Source organism: Halobaculum sp. P14 (assembly GCF_051195155.1).
In the GTDB taxonomy this organism is placed as follows: domain Archaea; phylum Halobacteriota; class Halobacteria; order Halobacteriales; family Haloferacaceae; genus JBNTKA01.
On sequence record NZ_JBNTKB010000008.1, the window covers coordinates 44,406 to 60,026 of the forward strand.

Consider the following 15,621-nt stretch of genomic DNA (forward strand, 5'->3'; position numbering starts at 1 on the left):
CGGGGATGCACGAACGTGCCCGGCGCAGTCAGTGGAGAAGCGACGTCGACGGTGCCGCCGCCGAGGAGGCGACGTCGACAGTAGCGCCGCCGTCCGTCTCAGTCGTCCCGGCCCGCGGCGTCCGAATCCGCATCGCGGTCCGAATCCGCGTCGCCGTCGCCGTCCGAATCCGCGTCGCCGTCACTCGCTTCGTCGGCCGCGGCGTCGACGCCGAAGTCGTCGACCGGCATCACGGAGTAGTCGACCGAGAGCGTGTCGCGGGTCGCCCGGATTTTGCCGACGAACGACGATATCTCCTCCAGGTCGCCGTCGAGGACGAACAGTTCCATGCAGAGGTGGCCGCCGACGTGGCTGTGAAAGTTCGACGCGACGAGGTGTTCGTTCTCGTGTCGGAGATGCATCATGCGCTCTTCGACGTTCGTCGTCTCGTAGTCGAAGACGACGGTGACGACGGCCATCAGTTCGCGCTCCTCCAGGCGACGGTCCTCGAACTCGCCGAGGAGGTTCCGGCCGGCCTCCCGGAGCAGTTCGCTCCGCCCGGTGTAGCCGTGTTCGTCCGCGAAGCGGTCGAGGCGGTCGACGAGTTCCTCCGGCATCGAGACGCTGACGACGGTCATACACTATCTTGTCCGGTGCGAGTTATTAATCATTCCCGTTGCGTCGCCGATTTCGGCGGTTAGGTTACTAAGACGCGGGGCGGGAAAGGGCGGGAGCAGCGGCAGCAGAAGGCCGGTCGCCCGAGGTCAGCCGTCCGTGTCGCCGTCCGCGTCGCCGTCACTCGCTTCGTCGCCGAAGCGGTCGCTGGCCGTCGAGAACCCGAGTTCGTCGAGCTCCTTCCCGCGGCGCGACTCCCGCTCCGCGATGGCTTCCGGGTCGGGCGCGGCGTCGTCGTCGACGCGGGCGAAGCCGTTGTGGACCTTCGCGTGACACCACCGGCAGAGCCCGACCGTGATCTCGTGTGCGGGGTCGTCGCCGTCGCCGTCCGCGTCGCCGGCGTCCGCGTACGACAGGTGGTGCTCCTCGACGAGCGGCCGCGTCGCGTCGTGCGCCATCCGCACCTCTTCGAGCCCGCAGCGCGCGCACTCCTTCCCGTCGGTGGTCGAGCGGTAGTGCGGACAGTCCGGCCAGTCGGCGTCCTCGTCGGCGACGAGGCAGGCGTAGTCGTCGGCGCGCCGCTCCGCCGCGAACGCCGGGTCGTGGCCGGCGTGGTTCAGCGCGTACCGGCAGCGGCCGTCGCCGGTCAGGTGGTCGCAGGCGCCGGCGCGCTCGTACGGGTCGTCCACGCCGACCGGCGTCCCGTCCGGCGTCTCCTCCATACGCCACCTCCGTCGCGTTCGCCCAAAAACCCTGAGAAAATCCAGAGTTCCGCCGCCGCGCTACAGCAGCAGCGTGAGGTTCCAGACGCCGACGAGTCCGAACCAGGCGGCGCAGCCGAGGTAGACGGCGGCGCGCAGCGTCGGGACGTACCACTCCGGGGCGTCGTCGGCGACGCGGGCGATGACGACGCCGGACTCCGCGAGCAGGCCGACGACCACCACGGTCAGCACCGTCAGCACCGCCATCCCGCCGACCGGGCCGAACTCGGCCATCAGCGCCCGCGACAGCGGCACGGTCTCGCGGGCGGACTCGACGAGCCGGAGGACGACGACCGTCGACGCCGCGTCCAGCCCCTTCCCGGCGAGCAGCGCGGCCGCCAGCGTCACTCGGCGCACGGCCGCACCGACGGCTGACGGCGACATAACTGTGCGGGCGGCAGTCGACGGAGGCGGCCGAGTCCGCGACGGTCAGAGTCGCGTCCGGCGGCGCTCCGGCGACGGCTTCGGGCGGAGCGCGGCCGGAACCCACTCGGGAAGCCGACAGGCGTCGGTGTACGCGAGCGCGGCAGCGACCCGGTCGGCGTCGACGCGCGCCGCGGCCGCACGGTCAGCCGCGTACGTCCGGCGACGGAGGAGCGGGAACGCGACAGCGACGGCGCCGACCAGCCCGGCGACCACCGCGCCCGCGGTCCAGACGGAGCCGAAGCCGGACGGGTCGACGCCGACCGCGACCGCGAACGCGACGCCGAGTGCGAACAGCACCGCCGCGTACAGTTCGGGGAGCCGGGCGTCGTCCTGACCTGCGGCGACGCCGACCAGCCCGGCGAGTTCGGCGTCCGTCGCGTCCGACAGCGCCGCCGCCGACAGCACCAGCAGCCGGCGACGCGGCGTCCCGGCGAGCCCGACGAACGCGCGCGACTCGGTCGAGACGACGGCATCGAGACGGTCAGCGGCGTCGACGCCAGCAGTCTCGGCGGCGCGTCGGAGCCGGTCGCGTTCGGCTTCGGTCGGCGGGCGGACGTCAGCGGTCCGGCGGAGCAGCGCCGCGCCGAACACGTACCGCGCGGCCAGCGCGAGCGGGAGCGCCGCGAGCACCGCGGTGCCGACCACGCCGAATCGGAGCAGGGAGGGCGAAGGCACGGTCGTCGGCTCGTTCGGGCGAAGCGCCGTTAACGGTACCGCTCGCTCGGAGTGCATCACGCCGGGACGCGAGAACGGCCGAGCGGCGAGGAACACGGGCCGCGAAACGAGGCGGCGACTCGCCGAAGTTCAGTCGTCGGCGGGCGCTTCCGCCTCGTCGTCGGCGTCGGCGCCCTCGGCGTCGGCGCCGCCGTCAGCGTCGCCGTCCGCGTCGACGGCTTCGTCTTCGAGTAACTGGTCGAGCGCGTCGACGGCGGCGTCGACGCTGGCGCGGGTGATGTCGGCGTCGGCGGCGGAGACGGTGATGCCGCGGTCGCCGCGGCGCATCTCGACTTCGACCGTGACGACGGCGTCGGTGCCGCCGGTGACGGCGTCGACCCGGTAGGATTCGAGGTGGGCGTCGTCGTCGCCGAGCGCCTCACGGACGGCGGCCATCGCGGCGTCGACCGGGCCGCTCCCGGTGCCGGCGGCGGTGCGCTCCTCGTCGCCGACGCGGAGCCGGACGGACGCCGCGGGCGTCTCGCCGCCGCTCGTCGCCGAGAGCCCGAGCAGTTCGACCTCGCGGTCGCGGCTCCGGCCGAGTTCGTCGGCGGCGAGCGCGCGGAGGTCGGCGTCGGTGACGCGCTTCCCGCGGTCGCCGAGTTCCTTCACGCGCGCGACGACGCGGCCGAGTTCGTCGGCCGACGGCTCGAACCCGAGGTCGGCGAGCGCGGCGGCGACGCCGGCGCGGCCCGCGTGCTTCCCGAGGACGAGTCGGCGCTCGCGGCCGACCGTCTCCGGCGGGTACGGCTCGTACATCCGGTCGTCCTTCAGGGTGCCGTCGGTGTGGATGCCGCTCTCGTGGGCGAACGCGTCGCCGCCCACGACGGCCTTGTTCGACGGGAGCGCGACGCCGGTGGCGTCGGCGACCGCGCGCGAGAGCGAGTACAGCTCCTCGAGGTTCAGCGTCTCGACGCCGTAACAGCGGTCGAGCGCGATGGCGACCTCCTCGAGCGCGACGTTCCCGGCGCGCTCGCCGACGCCGTTGACGGTGCCGTGAACGAGGTCGGCGCCCGCGCGCAGCGACGCGAGCACGTTCGCGACCGCGAGGCCGAGGTCGTCGTGGGTGTGCGTCGACGTCGGCCCGAGCGCGGCGAGCCGCGAGACGACCTCGCCGGTGCGCTCGGGCGAGGCGGCGCCGACCGTATCGCAGTAGCAGACCCGGTCGGCGCCGGCGTCGATCGCGGCGCCCATGAGGCGTTCGAGGAAGTCGAGGTCGGCGCGGGAGCCGTCCTCGCCGAGCACCTCGACCCAGAGGCCGTGGTCGCGGGCGTAGTCGACGAGCTCGACGGTGTCGTCGACGACCTCGTCGCGGGTCGTCCCGATTTTCGTCTCGATGTGGCGGTCGGACGCCGGGACGACGAGGTTGACGCCGTCGACGTTGCAGTCGAGCGCGTGGTCGATGTCGCGCTGCACGCCGCGGGCGAAGCTGGTGACGGTCGCGTCGAGGCCGAGGTCGGCGACCCGACGGATGCCTTCGCGTTCGCCTTCGCTGGTGCAGGCGGACCCGGCTTCGATGACGTCCATGCCGGCGCGGTCCAGGTGCTCTGCGAGGCGCGCTTTGTCGTCCGGCGACAGCGACACGCCCGGCGCCTGCTCGCCGTCGCGCAGCGTCGTGTCGAGGAACGAAACTGTGTCTAGTTCTGAAAGGTTCACGTCTGAATGGGGCTCATCGCACCCGAATAAAACGTCCACGAGTCATGAGTGGCTCAACGGCACTCCGCCCCCCGGAGGGATAAACCGCGCCGACCGGACAGACGGACCTGTCGGACGTGCAAAAATTGCGGACGGGCCGCACAGGGGGATCTATCAGCCTGACCGATTCGGTGTCCCGTCGTGCCGCTGCTCCCTTGCCGCGTCGCCGCTTCCCCGCTGTGTCGCCGCTGTTTCGCGCCCGTCAGTCTTCGACGAGTTCGATGCGGTCGCCCGGTTCCACGTCGGCGGCGGCGCCCGCAGGCAGTTCGACGACCGTGTCGGCGGCGGCCCAGCCGACGCCGAGCCACGGCCGCAAGCGCTTCACCGTCCGCACCTCTCCGTCGACGAGCCACACCGCGTCGAGCGCGAACGGAACGAACAGCATGTGGAGGTCGCGGGTGTCGACGTCGTCGAACGGGAACACCAGCGCGCCCCCCTCGGGCGCCGAGAGCCGGAACATGAATCCGCGCGCCTTCTCCAGCGTCGTCTCCGCCACGTCGACGTCGGTGGCGAGCGTCCGCGGCGCAGAATCCGGCTCTGAGCCCGTGTCCGAGTCCGGACCTGAATCCGGACCTGAATCCGGACCTGAATCCGAATCCGCCTCGACGTCGTCAGCGGCGCCCCCCGCCGGGTAGTGGACCAGTCGCACGGTGGTCTCTGTTCCGTCGGCCACTATGACTGTTCCCCTCCGCGCGGACCGGTCGAGCGGATGCGGCCGGCGGCGGACCGCGCACCGCTGCCGCCGGCCGTTCGACGGCGCCGGCGCAGGTGGGTTGTTTGAAGTACGAAGAGGCGGTACTCGGCGCCGTGAGTTACGTCGTCGAAGTGAAGCCGTCCGCCCGGAAGGCGAACGGCGCCGTCGGCCGCGCCGTCGTCGACGCCGGCGTCAGGCGGGCGTTCGGTGACCGCGACGACGCCGAAGCGTGGGCGGCCTCGCTGTCCGACGCCGGCGCGCGTCCGGTGTGGATTCACGCCGCCCACCCGGCCGACCGGAGCGACGTCGACGCCTACCTCGTCAGCCGGCAGCGACAGCTGCTCGACCTCGACGGCGCCTACGACAAGCGGCGGCGTCGCCTCCGCGGCGACACCGACGAACCCGGGACGCTCTCTCCGTACATCGACGACTCCTGAAACGGGAACGGACGCGGACGGCGCGCTCGCCGCTCGTCACGATGCGCCTCTGAGAACGCCGAGGGAGAGATTTGAACTCCCGAGTCCGAATGGACAGCAGATTTCGAATCTGCCGCCTTGGCCAGGCTAGGCTACCTCGGCTCAGTTCCCAATCGGCGGTGCTGCGGTTAATCGGTTTCGGTTCCGGTCGGCGGCTCGGCGGCCGGGACCGCACGACGGAGCGCCCGTAGTGACGCCGCGACCCCGCCAACCCGGACGTTTAACACCGAAGCCGCGTCCACACCTCGCATGGACATCCCCGACGCGGGCGCGGCCTGCACGGACGTGCTCGACGCCCTCCGCGGCTCGATCATCGCAGACGACGACTTCTTCGAGGACATCCTGGTCGGCCTGCTTTCGGGCGGCCACGTCCTCATCGAAGACGTCCCCGGCACCGGGAAGACGCTGACCGCGCGCAGCGTCGCGACGGCGCTCGGGCTGTCGTTCTCGCGGGTGCAGTTCACGCCGGACCTGCTCCCGTCGGACGTCACCGGGACGAACGTGTTCGACGAGAGCGCCGGCGAGTTCGAGTTCTCCGAGGGCCCCATCTTCGCGAACGTCGTGCTCGCGGACGAAATCAACCGCGCGCCGCCGAAGACGCAGGCGGCGCTGCTCGAAGCGATGGAGGAAGAGCAGGTGACCGTCGACGGCGACACCTACGCGCTCCCGGAGCCGTTCTTCCTCGTCGCGACGCAGAACCCCGTCGAGTCCGAGGGGAACTTCCCGCTGCCGGAGGCGCAACTCGACCGGTTCAACGTCAAGACGTCGATGGGGTACCCGGAGCTCGACGGCGAAATCGAGCTGCTGCGCCGGCGCGCCGGCCGCGTCGAACAGGACCCCTCCATCGACCCGGTGCTCGACGCCGACAGCGTCGTCGACGTCCGAGGCGCGCCCGAGTCCGTCCGCGTCGACGACGACCTCCTGGAGTACATGGCGCGGCTCACCCGCGCCACCCGCGAGGACCGCCGCGTCGACGTCGGCGTCTCCCCGCGCGGCACCCAGCGGCTGTTCGAGGCGACCCGCGCCGCCGCGGTGCTCGCCGGCCGCGAGTTCGTCACGCCCGACGACGTCAAGCGGGTCGCAGCGCCCGTGCTCGCCCACCGACTCGTGCTCACGCCGGACGCGAAAGTCGACGACGTCGCCAAATCGGACGTGCTGCAGGCGGTGCTCGACCGCGTCGAAGTCCCGACGGTCCAGCAGGGCGGCAGCGACGCCGGCGCCGCCGCGGAGTGACGGTCGGACGCGGGGGCGCCGTCAGCGGAGCGCGCTGACGAGCGCGACGGCGCCGGCGAGCAGGAAGAACAGCGCGACGAGCGGCTGGCCGCCGGTCGCCGTCGAGTAGACGCCGAACGCGACGGCCGCGCCGACGGCGCCGACCGTGACGCTGGCCGCGGCGTGAAAGCCGATGGTCCGGGTCGCGTCCGTTTCGGCGCCGAGCTGCTCGCCGACGCCGACGGCGTGTTCGCCGAGGTCCCACGCGAGCACCGTGCCGAGGGCGCCGACGAGCAACGGCGCAGCCCCGGCGCCGCCGACCGTGCCGGCGGCCAGGACGCCGAGCGCGAGGCCGACCGCGCCCCAACCGAGGACGCGCCGGGACGAGCCGCGCGTCCCGACGACGACCAGCAGGAACCCGACGGCTGCGACGGCGCCGGCGGCCGGCGCGACGAGCGCAACCGACGCCGTCCCGACGGCCGCGGGGAGCGCCGCGACGGCGACGCCGAGCGCCGGCGGCGACCGCGTCACGGTCACTGCGACCACCTCGCGGCGGCGCGCTGCAGCTCCGCGGCCAGCGGCTCGTCGCCCCAGTCGAGCACCCGGAGCCCGGCGCCGCGGAGCCGCGACAGCCGGTTCGACCGTTCGACCGCCGCGAGCTGGCGGCCCGGCGTGTCGCCGGCGGTCGGGTCCGGGCTGATGACGGTGACGGCGTGACCGTACGCGTCGAGCCGGCGAGCCAGCAGCGCGGCGTAGTCGTCGGTGAGCGGCGAGCAGAACACGACCTGCGCGTCCGCCGGGAGGCGCCGCCGGAACCGCTTCGTCCACGTCGTTGCGAGGAAACGGTCCTCCGACGGCGTCGGCGCGAGCGACGGATGGGTCGCCAGCACGTCGCGGAGTTCGGCGGCGTGGTCGGCGCCGGAGCCGGGCGGCAGCCAGCAGTCGCCGGCCGCGAACGCCGCGACGCCGACGCGGTCGCCGCTGTCGAGCAGCGCGGAGGCGGCCTGCATCGCCGCGTCGACGCCGCGTTCGACGGCGTTCGCCGCCTCCGCGGTCGGCGCGAGGTAGGCGTCCTCGCGGGCGTCGACGCACAGCACGACCGTCGCGGCGCGCTCCTCGCGGAGCTGCAGCGTCGACAGCTCGCCGGTGCGGGCGTACCGCGACCAGTTCACGCGCTTGGCCGGGTCGCCGTGGCGGTACTCGCGCGTCGAGTGGAACTCCAGCCCGGCGCCGCCGACGTCGGTGGCGACGCGGCCGGCGTACTGCGTCGTGAGTCCGCGCAGCGGCAGCGACGACGACGACGACAGCTCCGGCCGGCACCGCATCGTCGTCTCGACGTCGACGCGGCTGCCGCGCTCGGTCGACCCGCTGACGTTCCGCGCGACGACGTGGACCGGGTCCCACTCGTGGGCGCCCCGGGTCGCGGTCACGGTGTAGCGGACCGTCGCGGACTTCCCGGGGCGCAGCGCCGTACCGAGCCGCGCCGGCTCGTCGTTCTCGGTCGCGAGCCCGGGCGGGACGCCGTCGACGACGCGGAGGTCCGGGACGATGCCGTCGCCGACGTTCCGGACGCGCAGTGTCACGGTCACCTCGTCGCCCGGGTCGGGCGCGTCGTCCGACAGTTCCCGCTCCACGTCGACCGACGGCGCCGGCTCCGTGTCGGCGTGCGCGTAGGCGGCGTACGCGACCGCGACGGCGCCGGCGAGCACCAGCGGCGGATGCCGCAGCAGGACGCCGAGGCCGACGGGGAGCAGCGCGAACCCGGCGACGCCGGCCCACCGGCCGGTCGGAAGCACACCCTCCGGCTGGAGCTGTTCGGGGAGCCGCGGCATCAGCGACTCACCTCGCGGAGCCGGCGGACGGCGCGAATCGGCCGCCGACCGGCTTCGACCGCGGCTTCGGCGAGTCGCCACCGCATCGACGACGGCGCCGGCCGCGGAGCGTCGACGCCGTCTTCCACGGCGGCGATTGCGGCGATGGTGCGGCGCACCACGAACCGGTACTGAGTGTTCGAACCGGCGAGGCTGCGGGCGCGCACCGACGCCGGCGTCGGCGGCGTCTCGCCGAGGAACCACGCAGCCACCGGGTCGTCCGTCCACGTGCCGTCGCGGAGCGCGGCGTCGACGTCGTCGTCGCTGCCGACCGACCCGCGGGTCCGGAGGGTCGTCCGGGCAGCGTCGCGCAGGCGGTCGCGGAGTTCGCGCCGCTCCCGGACGCTCGCGTGCGAGGCCGCCGACGCCGTGCGGACGAACTCGTCGACGTCGTCGCCGGGCGACGGCACCTCGTACCGGTCCTCCGCGTCGGCGGTGGCGACGGCGCGGTGCTCGGTGTGCCGGGCCTCGTTGGCGTACCGGAGCCCCTGCACGACCGCGAGCGCCCCGACGCCGCTGACGAACAGGTCGACGCCGCCGATGCCGAGGACGCCCGCCAGCCCGTTCCGCGCGACGACCGCGAACCCGAACACGACGGCGAACAGGCCGAGCGCCGCCGAGCGGTTCACTCGTCCACCCCGTCCGCGTCGTCCGTCGGTCGGTCGGTCGCGTCGCCCGCGGCGGTTTCTGCGTCGTCGCCGGCGATCCCCGCGTCGTCGCCGGCGCCGTACGTCTCCTCGATGGAGCGGAGCGCGTCGACGGCGCGCCGTTCGCGCTCCGGGGTCGGCTCGGCGTCGCCGTACCGCACCTGCTCGAACAGGTCGGTGATGGCGGCCACGTCGTCCGGGTTCATGCCGGCGTCGACGGCGGCGGCGGCGAACTCGCCCGGCGTCGACGAGTCCGGGCCGTCGACGTCGAGGTGCGCGGTGAGTTCGCGCCACGCGCGATACACTTCGTTCTCCAGGTCGGCGTCCGCCTCCAGCCGGTCGGCGGCGGCGCCGGCGGCGGCCCCGACGGCGGCCGCGCGCTCCGGTTCGGGGAGGTCGGGCTCCTCGTCGGCGACGTCCGGGTCGTCCGAGTCGGTCGTCGACAAGAACAGCAGCGCGACGCTGCCGACGATTGCGACGAGCAGCAGCAGGCCGACGAGCGCCGTGGGCGTCGACACGGCCTCGCCGGCGGCGTTCATCCCGGCGCTGCCGCCGCCGCTGCCGAGCGAGACGTTGCCGCCGGCCGCGCCCGGTACGCCGAATCGCGTCGGCGCCGACCCGCACGACGTCAACACGACGTAGAGGATGGCGAACGGGAGCGACAGCGACGCCACGGTCAGCCCCGAGAGGACGGCGGAGCCCATCGACCGGTAGAGGCCGGCGAACGCCGCGAACACGGCGAGCAGGAGGAGCGTCTGCACCCACCACTTCGTGAGGAACGGGAGACACAGCGACAGCGACAGGCCGCCGCCGGTGCCGCCGCTTGCACCGCCGAGTTCGACCGCGCCGGTGTCGTCGCCGACGCCGGTACTGTCGTCGGCCGCGCCGGCGCCGAAGCCGCCGCTGTTCTGCGTCGCCGTTGCGGAGTCGAGCGTCGCCGCGGCGGCGGCCAGAGCGAGGACGGCGAGGAGGGCGAAACCGACCGTCAGGACGGTCCGGCGTTCAACCACGCCACCCCGTAGCAGGAACCGGTGGTTGAACCTTTCGACGGCCGTCGCCTCACGTACGTATCGGTCCGAAAGCGGGGCGGCACAGGGACACCCTCCGAGAAGCCCCTGGGTCGCCCGGTGGCCTCGGCGAGCCACGTCGGCACGACGAACCGCGTCAGGCAGTTCCGCCGGAACGCACTTCAGCCTGATTGCCGCCCGGGGTCGAGCGGCCGCCGCTCGTTCAAGCGCTTTCGGCAGGTATCCGCGTCGTCGACGCCATGAGCAGCCGAATGACGGGGCAACACACTAGACAGCCGATTCGGTCGCTTCGACGCCCTTGCTGCCCGTTCCCGGCGGCATCAGCGATAACTTGTGTTTTATGTGGCCGACCGCTGCATGGCCGGTAACGGCAACTCCGCCGCGCCGACGCCGCGGGGCGGCAGACGCCATCGACATCCATGAAAACTCGACGCTACATTCTGCTCATGCTCGGCGGAGCGGTGACGCTGACGCTCCCGTGGCTCCTCCGGAGCCTCGTGGGCGGCTACGAATCGACACTGGTGACTGTCGCGCTCAGCGGCGCCGCGGTGCTCGGCGCGTCGTTCCTGCTGGCGTGGGGCGCCGAGACCGCGGAGAAAGACGTGCCGCGCGCGTTCGCGCTCGCCATCCTCGCCGTGCTCGCGGTCGCGCCGGAGTACGCGGTCGACGCGCTGTACGCGTGGCAGGCCGGGCAGAATCCGGCCTCGGACGCCGCACACCTCGCGGTCGCGAACATGACCGGTGCGAACCGCATCCTCATCGGCATCGGCTGGGCCGGCATCGCGCTGTTCTCCATCTACCGCGCAACCGCCGGCGGCGCCACCGACCACGCCATCAACGACCGCGGCGGCACGCTCGCCGACTCGGTCCAGCTCGACCGCAGCATCGCGACGGAGATCATGTTCCTGACAGCGGCGACCGTGTTCGCGTTCATCGTCCCGGTCGCCATCGGCGGCAGCGGCCTCGGCATCGACGCGTTCGACACTATCGTGCTCGTCGGGCTGTACTTCGCGTACATCCTCGTCGTGCTCCGCGGCGACGTCGACCAGGACGAGGCGCACGTCGGCGTCCCGGCGTACCTCCAGGAGCTCCGGAAGTCGCTGCGCATCCCGGCGGTCCTGGCGCTGTTCGCGTACGCCGGCTTCCTCATCTTCAGCGCCGTCGAGCCGTTCGCGCACGGCCTCGAACACATGGGGACCGAAGCCGGCATCCCGCCGTTCTTCATGATTCAGTGGATCGCGCCGCTCGCCAGCGAGAGCCCGGAGCTCGTCATCACGGCCTACCTCGTCAACAAGGCGCGGACGACGGCGTCGTTCAACGCGCTCATCTCCTCGAAGCTGAACCAGTGGACGCTGCTCATCGGGACGCTCGCGGTCGTCTACAGCATCTCGCTCGGCCGGTACGGCATCCTGCCGTTCGGGCCGAAGCAGGCCGCCGAAATCTGGCTGACCGCGGCGCAGAGCCTGTTCGCGCTCGCCATCCTCGTCAACTTCGAGATTTCGGTGCGGGAGGCGGTCGCGCTGCTCGTGCTGTTCCTCTCGCAGGTCGTCGGCGAGTTCGTCCTGATTCGGCTGTTCACCGAGGCGCGCGCCGACGAACTGAGCCTGCTGCTACTGTACGGCTTCACGGCGCTGTACCTGCTGCTCGCCGCCGGCCTGTTCGCGAAGCGGCGCGCCGCGCTCAGGGACGTCTTCCGAATCGCGGTGGCGAACGCCCGCGGCCGCGACCCCGACGTCTCACCGCCGGCCGACGACTGACCGCGGCCGCGACGCCGCTTCCTCCTCCGACCCCGGAAACCGAATAGACTTTATTCGCAGTTCGCTTCGTCCGTGGTATGTCTGGGCATGTGCCACGCGAGTCGTCCACAGAGGGCGGCTCGGCCCACCCGGCACTCCCGTTTTCGATTCCGCACAGTTCACAGCTCACCTGGGAGCTCGGCAGCCGCGTCGTCGCCGACGAGGAGGCGACCGCGCTCGACGCGTGGCAGCACGCCGACTCGCGGTGGGAAGTAACGGCCTTCGAGGTCGCGGCGCACACCCGGATTCTGCGGCTCCGAACGCCCGTCGGCCGGGAACGCTACTACGGCGTCGCCGACGACGGCTTCGACACCGCGACCGACCAGCTGGAGCGCGCCCGCGACTGGACGCGGCGGTAAGGACTTCGTCTCGTTCTCCTCGGCAGTGCCGCCCTCGGTGAGCCGCGGCTCCAGCCCAGGCGGCACCCGTAACCAATCCGCCGAGTCGGAGAGTAATCGAACTATCTGATTCCCGTGTTTTCTTTCAACCCCTACTAATTTTGTCATCGACACAGGTTTAGTCAGCTGACCAACCCAATCTAGGATGCACTCACGATACGGATTTTCAGCGTTTCAGACCAGCCAGGGTTGTGCGGAAATCAGTGGCACTTGCTTCGAAGTAGCCACTATTCGTAGATAATAGCGGAAAATACCCACGAAGTTAGCCACAGTTGCGAATTTGTCGAGGTTCTTGAGCCGAAAGCCGCAGTTCGGGGCACGAACCGGCAGAGCAAGAACTGACATACTTATTTCATAGATGGATTTCTTATATTGATTTGATGGCCAGCGTGCTGCGGTCGGGAGACGGCCCACGTTATTACAGAGTTAGTGTTGTAATGCCCAGAGCGTGCCGACTCCCGCGATATCGTTTTCAGAAGGAAAATCTGGTTGGCGTCGCGGGAGAGCCACCGGAGAGCAGCAGTCACTCGACGCGGCACATCGCCGGTTTTCAGACCTGAACAGAGCGGATCTCGGAGCGATTCACGTCTATCTGGTCGGCAGTCACGGGAAAAACCGCTGCCCGCAGAACCCCGTGTTTCCACATAGAAAACGAGGATGCCGGCCGTCCAGTCCCGGATGTGAGAGACGCGCGGGCGGGAGGAGCGAGCGAGAGGCGCCGGCGCAGCGCCGGGAGTTGCGGGGAACACGAATTTATTTGGCGGTGGCCGGTATCCGGGTGAGTATGCCAGTCGACGCGGACGTCCGCGAGGAACTCGCGGAGTCGCTGTACGAGGCGCACGAGTCGGCCGAGCCGATCAGTCGGCTGACGGCAACGCACGACCTGACGGTGGCGGACGCCTACGACGTCCAGTCGCGGTTCATCGACCGCCGACTCGACGACGGCGCGTCGGTCACCGGCCACAAGGTCGGCCTGACGAGCGACGGTATCCAGGAGCAACTCGGCGTCGACGAACCCGACTTCGGCCGGCTGCTCGATACGATGTTCGTCGGGGGGCGGACGATTCCGGCCGACGACCTCATCGCGCCGCGCGTGGAGCCGGAACTCGGCTTCCTCATCGGCGAACCGCTCGAACCGCCGGTGACGTACCTCGACGTGCTGAACGCCACCCGGAGCGTCGTCCCGGTGCTCGAAGTCATCGACAGCCGCGTGCGCGACTGGGACATCAGGCTGCCCGACACCGTCGCCGACAACGCCTCGTCGGCGCTGTACCTCACCGGCGAGGAACTCAGCCCCGCGGACGCGACCGACCTGTCGCTGGAGGGCGTCAAGCTGTACCGGAACGGCGAACTGACGGCCTCCGGCGTCGGCGCCGCGGTGCTCGACCACCCCGCCCGGGCGGTCGCGTGGCTGGCGAACACGCTCGCCGACCTCGACCAGCGACTCGACGCCGGCCACCTCGTCTTGAGCGGGTCGCTCACCCCGGCCGTCGACGTCGAACCGGGCGACGCGCTCACCGCGGAGTTCACCACCGTCGGCTCGCTGACGGCGCACGTCGGCGAAGACTGAGGCGGCGACAGCCCGCCAGAGAGTTTTGACTGTGAAAACATATATGTGCGGTGCGACCGATTCACACGTATGACCGAACCAGCGAACCACCCGGTGCGGACGACCGAGAAGTCGCTCCGGCTCGTCGAGCAGCTCCGGGCGCTCGACGGCGCGCGCATCCACGAGCTCGAAGCGGAGCTCGACATGACGAAGGGGGCGATTCACAACCACCTGAGCACGCTCCGCGAGCACGGCTACGTCGTCAAGTCGGGCGAGGAGTACCGGCTGAGCCTCAAGTTCCTCACGCTCGGCGGGCACGTCCGCCGCACCCACGACATCTACCAGTTCGGCCGGTCGAAGGCGAACCAGCTCGCCGACGACACCGGGATGCTCGTGAACCTCATGACAGAGGAGGACGGGAAGGGCGTCTACCTCTACCAGTCGCGCGGCGCGTACGCGGTGAACCTCGACACCCACCTCGGCTACCGCATCCACCTCCACAACATCGCCATCGGCAAGGCCATCCTCGCGAACCTCCCGCGGGAGCGCGTCGACGACATCATCGACCAGTGGGGGCTCCCGAAGGCCACCGAGAACACCATCACGCAGAAGTCGGTGCTGCTGGAGGAACTCGAACGGATTCGCGAGCAGGGGTACGCCACCGAACACGAAGAGCGGACGAAGGGGCTCGCCTGCATCGCCGCGCCGATTCGGCCCGACGACGAAATCCTCGGCGCGATCAGCGTCTCCGCGCCGACGCGGCGGCTCGGCACCGAAGGGTTCGACGACGAACTCGTCGGCGAAGTTCAGAGCACCGCGAACGAACTGTCGCTGGACATCCAGTACAAGTAGCTCGCCGCCCGCACCCCGGACGCCACGGTTCGTTTTCTCGAAGAAAATCCGTCGGAAGTCGGCGGCTGCGACCCTGAGCGTTACTCTGCGCGGAGGTGGACGGAGCCGATGTTCCCGAACTCGACGGTGTAGACGTCGTTCGGTTCGACGTCGAGGGCGGCGGAGATGCCGCCGGTCATGACGAGGTCGCCTTCGCGGAGCTGCTGGTCGAGGTCGGCGAGCCGGTCGCCGAGCCACGCGACGGCGCGGGCCGGGTTCCCCATGATGTCGGCGCCGACGCCGGTCGCCTCGATGTCGCCGTTCACGGTGACGGTGACGCCCTCGTGCGGGAGGTCGACGTCCGTGACGTCGCGGAGCGTCTCGCCGACGACGAGTTTGCCCGTGGAGGTGTTGTCCGCGATGACGTCCTGTGCGGACGGGATGGACCAGCCCTTGTAGCGGCTCTCGATGAGTTCGACGACCGGGACGAGCGCCCGGGTCGACGTGAGGACGTCCGTCGTCGACACCGGCGCGGGCAGGTCGTCGTCGAGGACGAGGCCGATTTCGGCTTCGAGCCGCGGCGAAATCATCTCCTCGGTCGGAATCGGGCCGTCGAGGACGTTCTCCTCGGTGATGGTGCCGAAGATGGGTTCGTCGATGCCGATCTGCTCCTGTTTCGCCTCGCTGACGAGGCCGAGTTTGCGGCCGATGACCTCGTTGTCGCCCGCGAGGACGCGGTCGACGACCGCGGACTGAATCTCGTACGCCTCGTCGGTCGTGAACTCCGTGTCCTCCGACAGCGGCGTCACCGGCTCCTTGTCGACGTAGGCGTCGTACAGCTCGTCGGCGAACGAATCGACCTCTGACTGGCTGAGTCCCATGGCTGGTACCTGCCGTACTCGTCACTTAGTCCTGCCGCTCCCCGCCGG

Annotated in this window: 17 protein-coding genes and 1 tRNA gene; 6 read left to right on the forward strand and 12 right to left on the reverse strand. The window is 71.0% G+C overall.

The window, feature by feature from the left end; translation table 11 throughout:
- Positions 1–98 precede the first annotated feature (98 nt).
- The 6 genes from ACQUS7_RS14025 to ACQUS7_RS14050 form a co-directional block, all read right to left on the reverse strand.
- Complete coding sequence (locus ACQUS7_RS14025; RefSeq protein WP_435147828.1) at positions 99–617, reverse strand: CopG family ribbon-helix-helix protein; 519 nt, start codon at positions 615–617, stop codon at positions 99–101.
- A 126-nt stretch (positions 618–743) separates the two neighbouring features.
- Positions 744–1,316, reverse strand: a complete 573-nt coding sequence (locus tag ACQUS7_RS14030) for a DUF7097 family protein (protein WP_435147830.1) — start codon at positions 1,314–1,316, stop codon at positions 744–746.
- 60 nt (positions 1,317–1,376) lie between these two features.
- Positions 1,377–1,712: a hypothetical protein gene (locus ACQUS7_RS14035; RefSeq protein WP_435147832.1), complete on the reverse strand. Its 336-nt coding sequence runs from the start codon at positions 1,710–1,712 to the stop codon at positions 1,377–1,379.
- A 72-nt stretch (positions 1,713–1,784) separates the two neighbouring features.
- Positions 1,785–2,456 carry a hypothetical protein gene (locus tag ACQUS7_RS14040; RefSeq protein WP_435147834.1) on the reverse strand — a complete coding sequence of 224 codons (672 nt, stop codon included), beginning with the start codon at positions 2,454–2,456 and terminating at the stop codon, positions 1,785–1,787.
- A 129-nt stretch (positions 2,457–2,585) separates the two neighbouring features.
- Positions 2,586–4,151 (reverse strand): 2-isopropylmalate synthase, encoded by a 1,566-nt coding sequence (locus tag ACQUS7_RS14045; RefSeq protein WP_435147836.1) that lies wholly within the window; start codon positions 4,149–4,151, stop codon positions 2,586–2,588.
- A 241-nt stretch (positions 4,152–4,392) separates the two neighbouring features.
- A complete protein-coding gene (locus ACQUS7_RS14050) occupies positions 4,393–4,839 on the reverse strand; it encodes a DUF192 domain-containing protein (RefSeq protein WP_435147838.1) in 447 nt (148 codons plus the stop codon).
- A gap of 128 nt (positions 4,840–4,967) precedes the next feature.
- Between ACQUS7_RS14050 and ACQUS7_RS14055 the strand changes: the two genes are divergently transcribed.
- On the forward strand, positions 4,968–5,321 hold the full coding sequence (locus ACQUS7_RS14055) for a hypothetical protein (protein WP_435147840.1): 354 nt from the start codon (positions 4,968–4,970) through the stop codon (positions 5,319–5,321).
- Between the two features lie 56 nt (positions 5,322–5,377).
- On the opposite strand, the gene ACQUS7_RS14060 is transcribed toward ACQUS7_RS14055, so the two are convergent.
- Positions 5,378–5,462: transfer RNA gene (locus ACQUS7_RS14060), tRNA-Ser, on the reverse strand.
- 147 nt (positions 5,463–5,609) lie between these two features.
- Between ACQUS7_RS14060 and ACQUS7_RS14065 the strand changes: the two genes are divergently transcribed.
- Complete coding sequence (locus ACQUS7_RS14065; protein ID WP_435147842.1) at positions 5,610–6,593, forward strand: AAA family ATPase; 984 nt, start codon at positions 5,610–5,612, stop codon at positions 6,591–6,593.
- Positions 6,594–6,614: 21 nt separating this feature from the next.
- Here ACQUS7_RS14065 and ACQUS7_RS14070 read toward each other — a convergent pair whose 3' ends face one another.
- From ACQUS7_RS14070 to ACQUS7_RS14085, 4 genes are read right to left on the reverse strand one after another with little or no spacing between them, the layout of a single operon-like run.
- The gene (locus ACQUS7_RS14070) at positions 6,615–7,109 is read right to left on the reverse strand and encodes a DUF7519 family protein (RefSeq protein ID WP_435126991.1); all 495 of its coding nucleotides are present in this window, start codon (positions 7,107–7,109) and stop codon (positions 6,615–6,617) included.
- The gene (locus tag ACQUS7_RS14075) at positions 7,106–8,404 is read right to left on the reverse strand and encodes a DUF58 domain-containing protein (RefSeq protein WP_435126989.1); all 1,299 of its coding nucleotides are present in this window, start codon (positions 8,402–8,404) and stop codon (positions 7,106–7,108) included. The genes ACQUS7_RS14070 and ACQUS7_RS14075 overlap by 4 nt, the downstream gene beginning before the upstream one ends.
- Complete coding sequence (locus ACQUS7_RS14080; protein ID WP_435147845.1) at positions 8,404–9,072, reverse strand: DUF7269 family protein; 669 nt, start codon at positions 9,070–9,072, stop codon at positions 8,404–8,406. The genes ACQUS7_RS14075 and ACQUS7_RS14080 overlap by 1 nt, the downstream gene beginning before the upstream one ends.
- Positions 9,069–10,100: a DUF4129 domain-containing protein gene (locus ACQUS7_RS14085; RefSeq protein ID WP_435147847.1), complete on the reverse strand. Its 1,032-nt coding sequence runs from the start codon at positions 10,098–10,100 to the stop codon at positions 9,069–9,071. Before ACQUS7_RS14085 ends, ACQUS7_RS14080 begins: the two co-directional genes overlap by 4 nt.
- 437 nt (positions 10,101–10,537) lie before the next feature.
- On the opposite strand from ACQUS7_RS14085, the gene ACQUS7_RS14090 reads away from it, so the two are divergent.
- The 4 genes from ACQUS7_RS14090 to ACQUS7_RS14105 all read left to right on the forward strand — a co-directional run bounded on the left by ACQUS7_RS14090 (position 10,538) and on the right by ACQUS7_RS14105 (position 14,713).
- Positions 10,538–11,875: a sodium/calcium exchanger protein gene (locus ACQUS7_RS14090; protein ID WP_435147849.1), complete on the forward strand. Its 1,338-nt coding sequence runs from the start codon at positions 10,538–10,540 to the stop codon at positions 11,873–11,875.
- Positions 11,876–11,952: 77 nt separating this feature from the next.
- Positions 11,953–12,273 (forward strand): hypothetical protein, encoded by a 321-nt coding sequence (locus tag ACQUS7_RS14095; RefSeq protein WP_435147851.1) that lies wholly within the window; start codon positions 11,953–11,955, stop codon positions 12,271–12,273.
- 823 nt (positions 12,274–13,096) lie between these two features.
- Positions 13,097–13,882 carry a 2-keto-4-pentenoate hydratase gene (locus tag ACQUS7_RS14100; RefSeq protein ID WP_435147853.1) on the forward strand — a complete coding sequence of 262 codons (786 nt, stop codon included), beginning with the start codon at positions 13,097–13,099 and terminating at the stop codon, positions 13,880–13,882.
- Between the two features lie 69 nt (positions 13,883–13,951).
- Positions 13,952–14,713 carry an IclR family transcriptional regulator gene (locus tag ACQUS7_RS14105; protein ID WP_435126978.1) on the forward strand — a complete coding sequence of 254 codons (762 nt, stop codon included), beginning with the start codon at positions 13,952–13,954 and terminating at the stop codon, positions 14,711–14,713.
- Positions 14,714–14,793: 80 nt separating this feature from the next.
- Here ACQUS7_RS14105 and ACQUS7_RS14110 read toward each other — a convergent pair whose 3' ends face one another.
- A complete protein-coding gene (locus tag ACQUS7_RS14110; protein WP_435147855.1) occupies positions 14,794–15,573 on the reverse strand; it encodes a 2-keto-4-pentenoate hydratase in 780 nt (259 codons plus the stop codon).
- Positions 15,574–15,621 lie beyond the last annotated feature (48 nt).

Coding starts and splice junctions, on each gene's coding strand:
- ACQUS7_RS14025 (WP_435147828.1), bottom strand. CDS start 617: ATGACCGTCGTCAGCGTCTCGATGCCGGAGGAACTCGTCGACCGCCTC.
- ACQUS7_RS14030 (WP_435147830.1), bottom strand. CDS start 1,316: ATGGAGGAGACGCCGGACGGGACGCCGGTCGGCGTGGACGACCCGTAC.
- ACQUS7_RS14065 (WP_435147842.1), top strand. CDS start 5,610: ATGGACATCCCCGACGCGGGCGCGGCCTGCACGGACGTGCTCGACGCC.
- ACQUS7_RS14075 (WP_435126989.1), bottom strand. CDS start 8,404: ATGCCGCGGCTCCCCGAACAGCTCCAGCCGGAGGGTGTGCTTCCGACC.
- ACQUS7_RS14090 (WP_435147849.1), top strand. CDS start 10,538: ATGAAAACTCGACGCTACATTCTGCTCATGCTCGGCGGAGCGGTGACG.
- ACQUS7_RS14095 (WP_435147851.1), top strand. CDS start 11,953: ATGTCTGGGCATGTGCCACGCGAGTCGTCCACAGAGGGCGGCTCGGCC.
- ACQUS7_RS14100 (WP_435147853.1), top strand. CDS start 13,097: ATGCCAGTCGACGCGGACGTCCGCGAGGAACTCGCGGAGTCGCTGTAC.
- ACQUS7_RS14105 (WP_435126978.1), top strand. CDS start 13,952: ATGACCGAACCAGCGAACCACCCGGTGCGGACGACCGAGAAGTCGCTC.
- ACQUS7_RS14110 (WP_435147855.1), bottom strand. CDS start 15,573: ATGGGACTCAGCCAGTCAGAGGTCGATTCGTTCGCCGACGAGCTGTAC.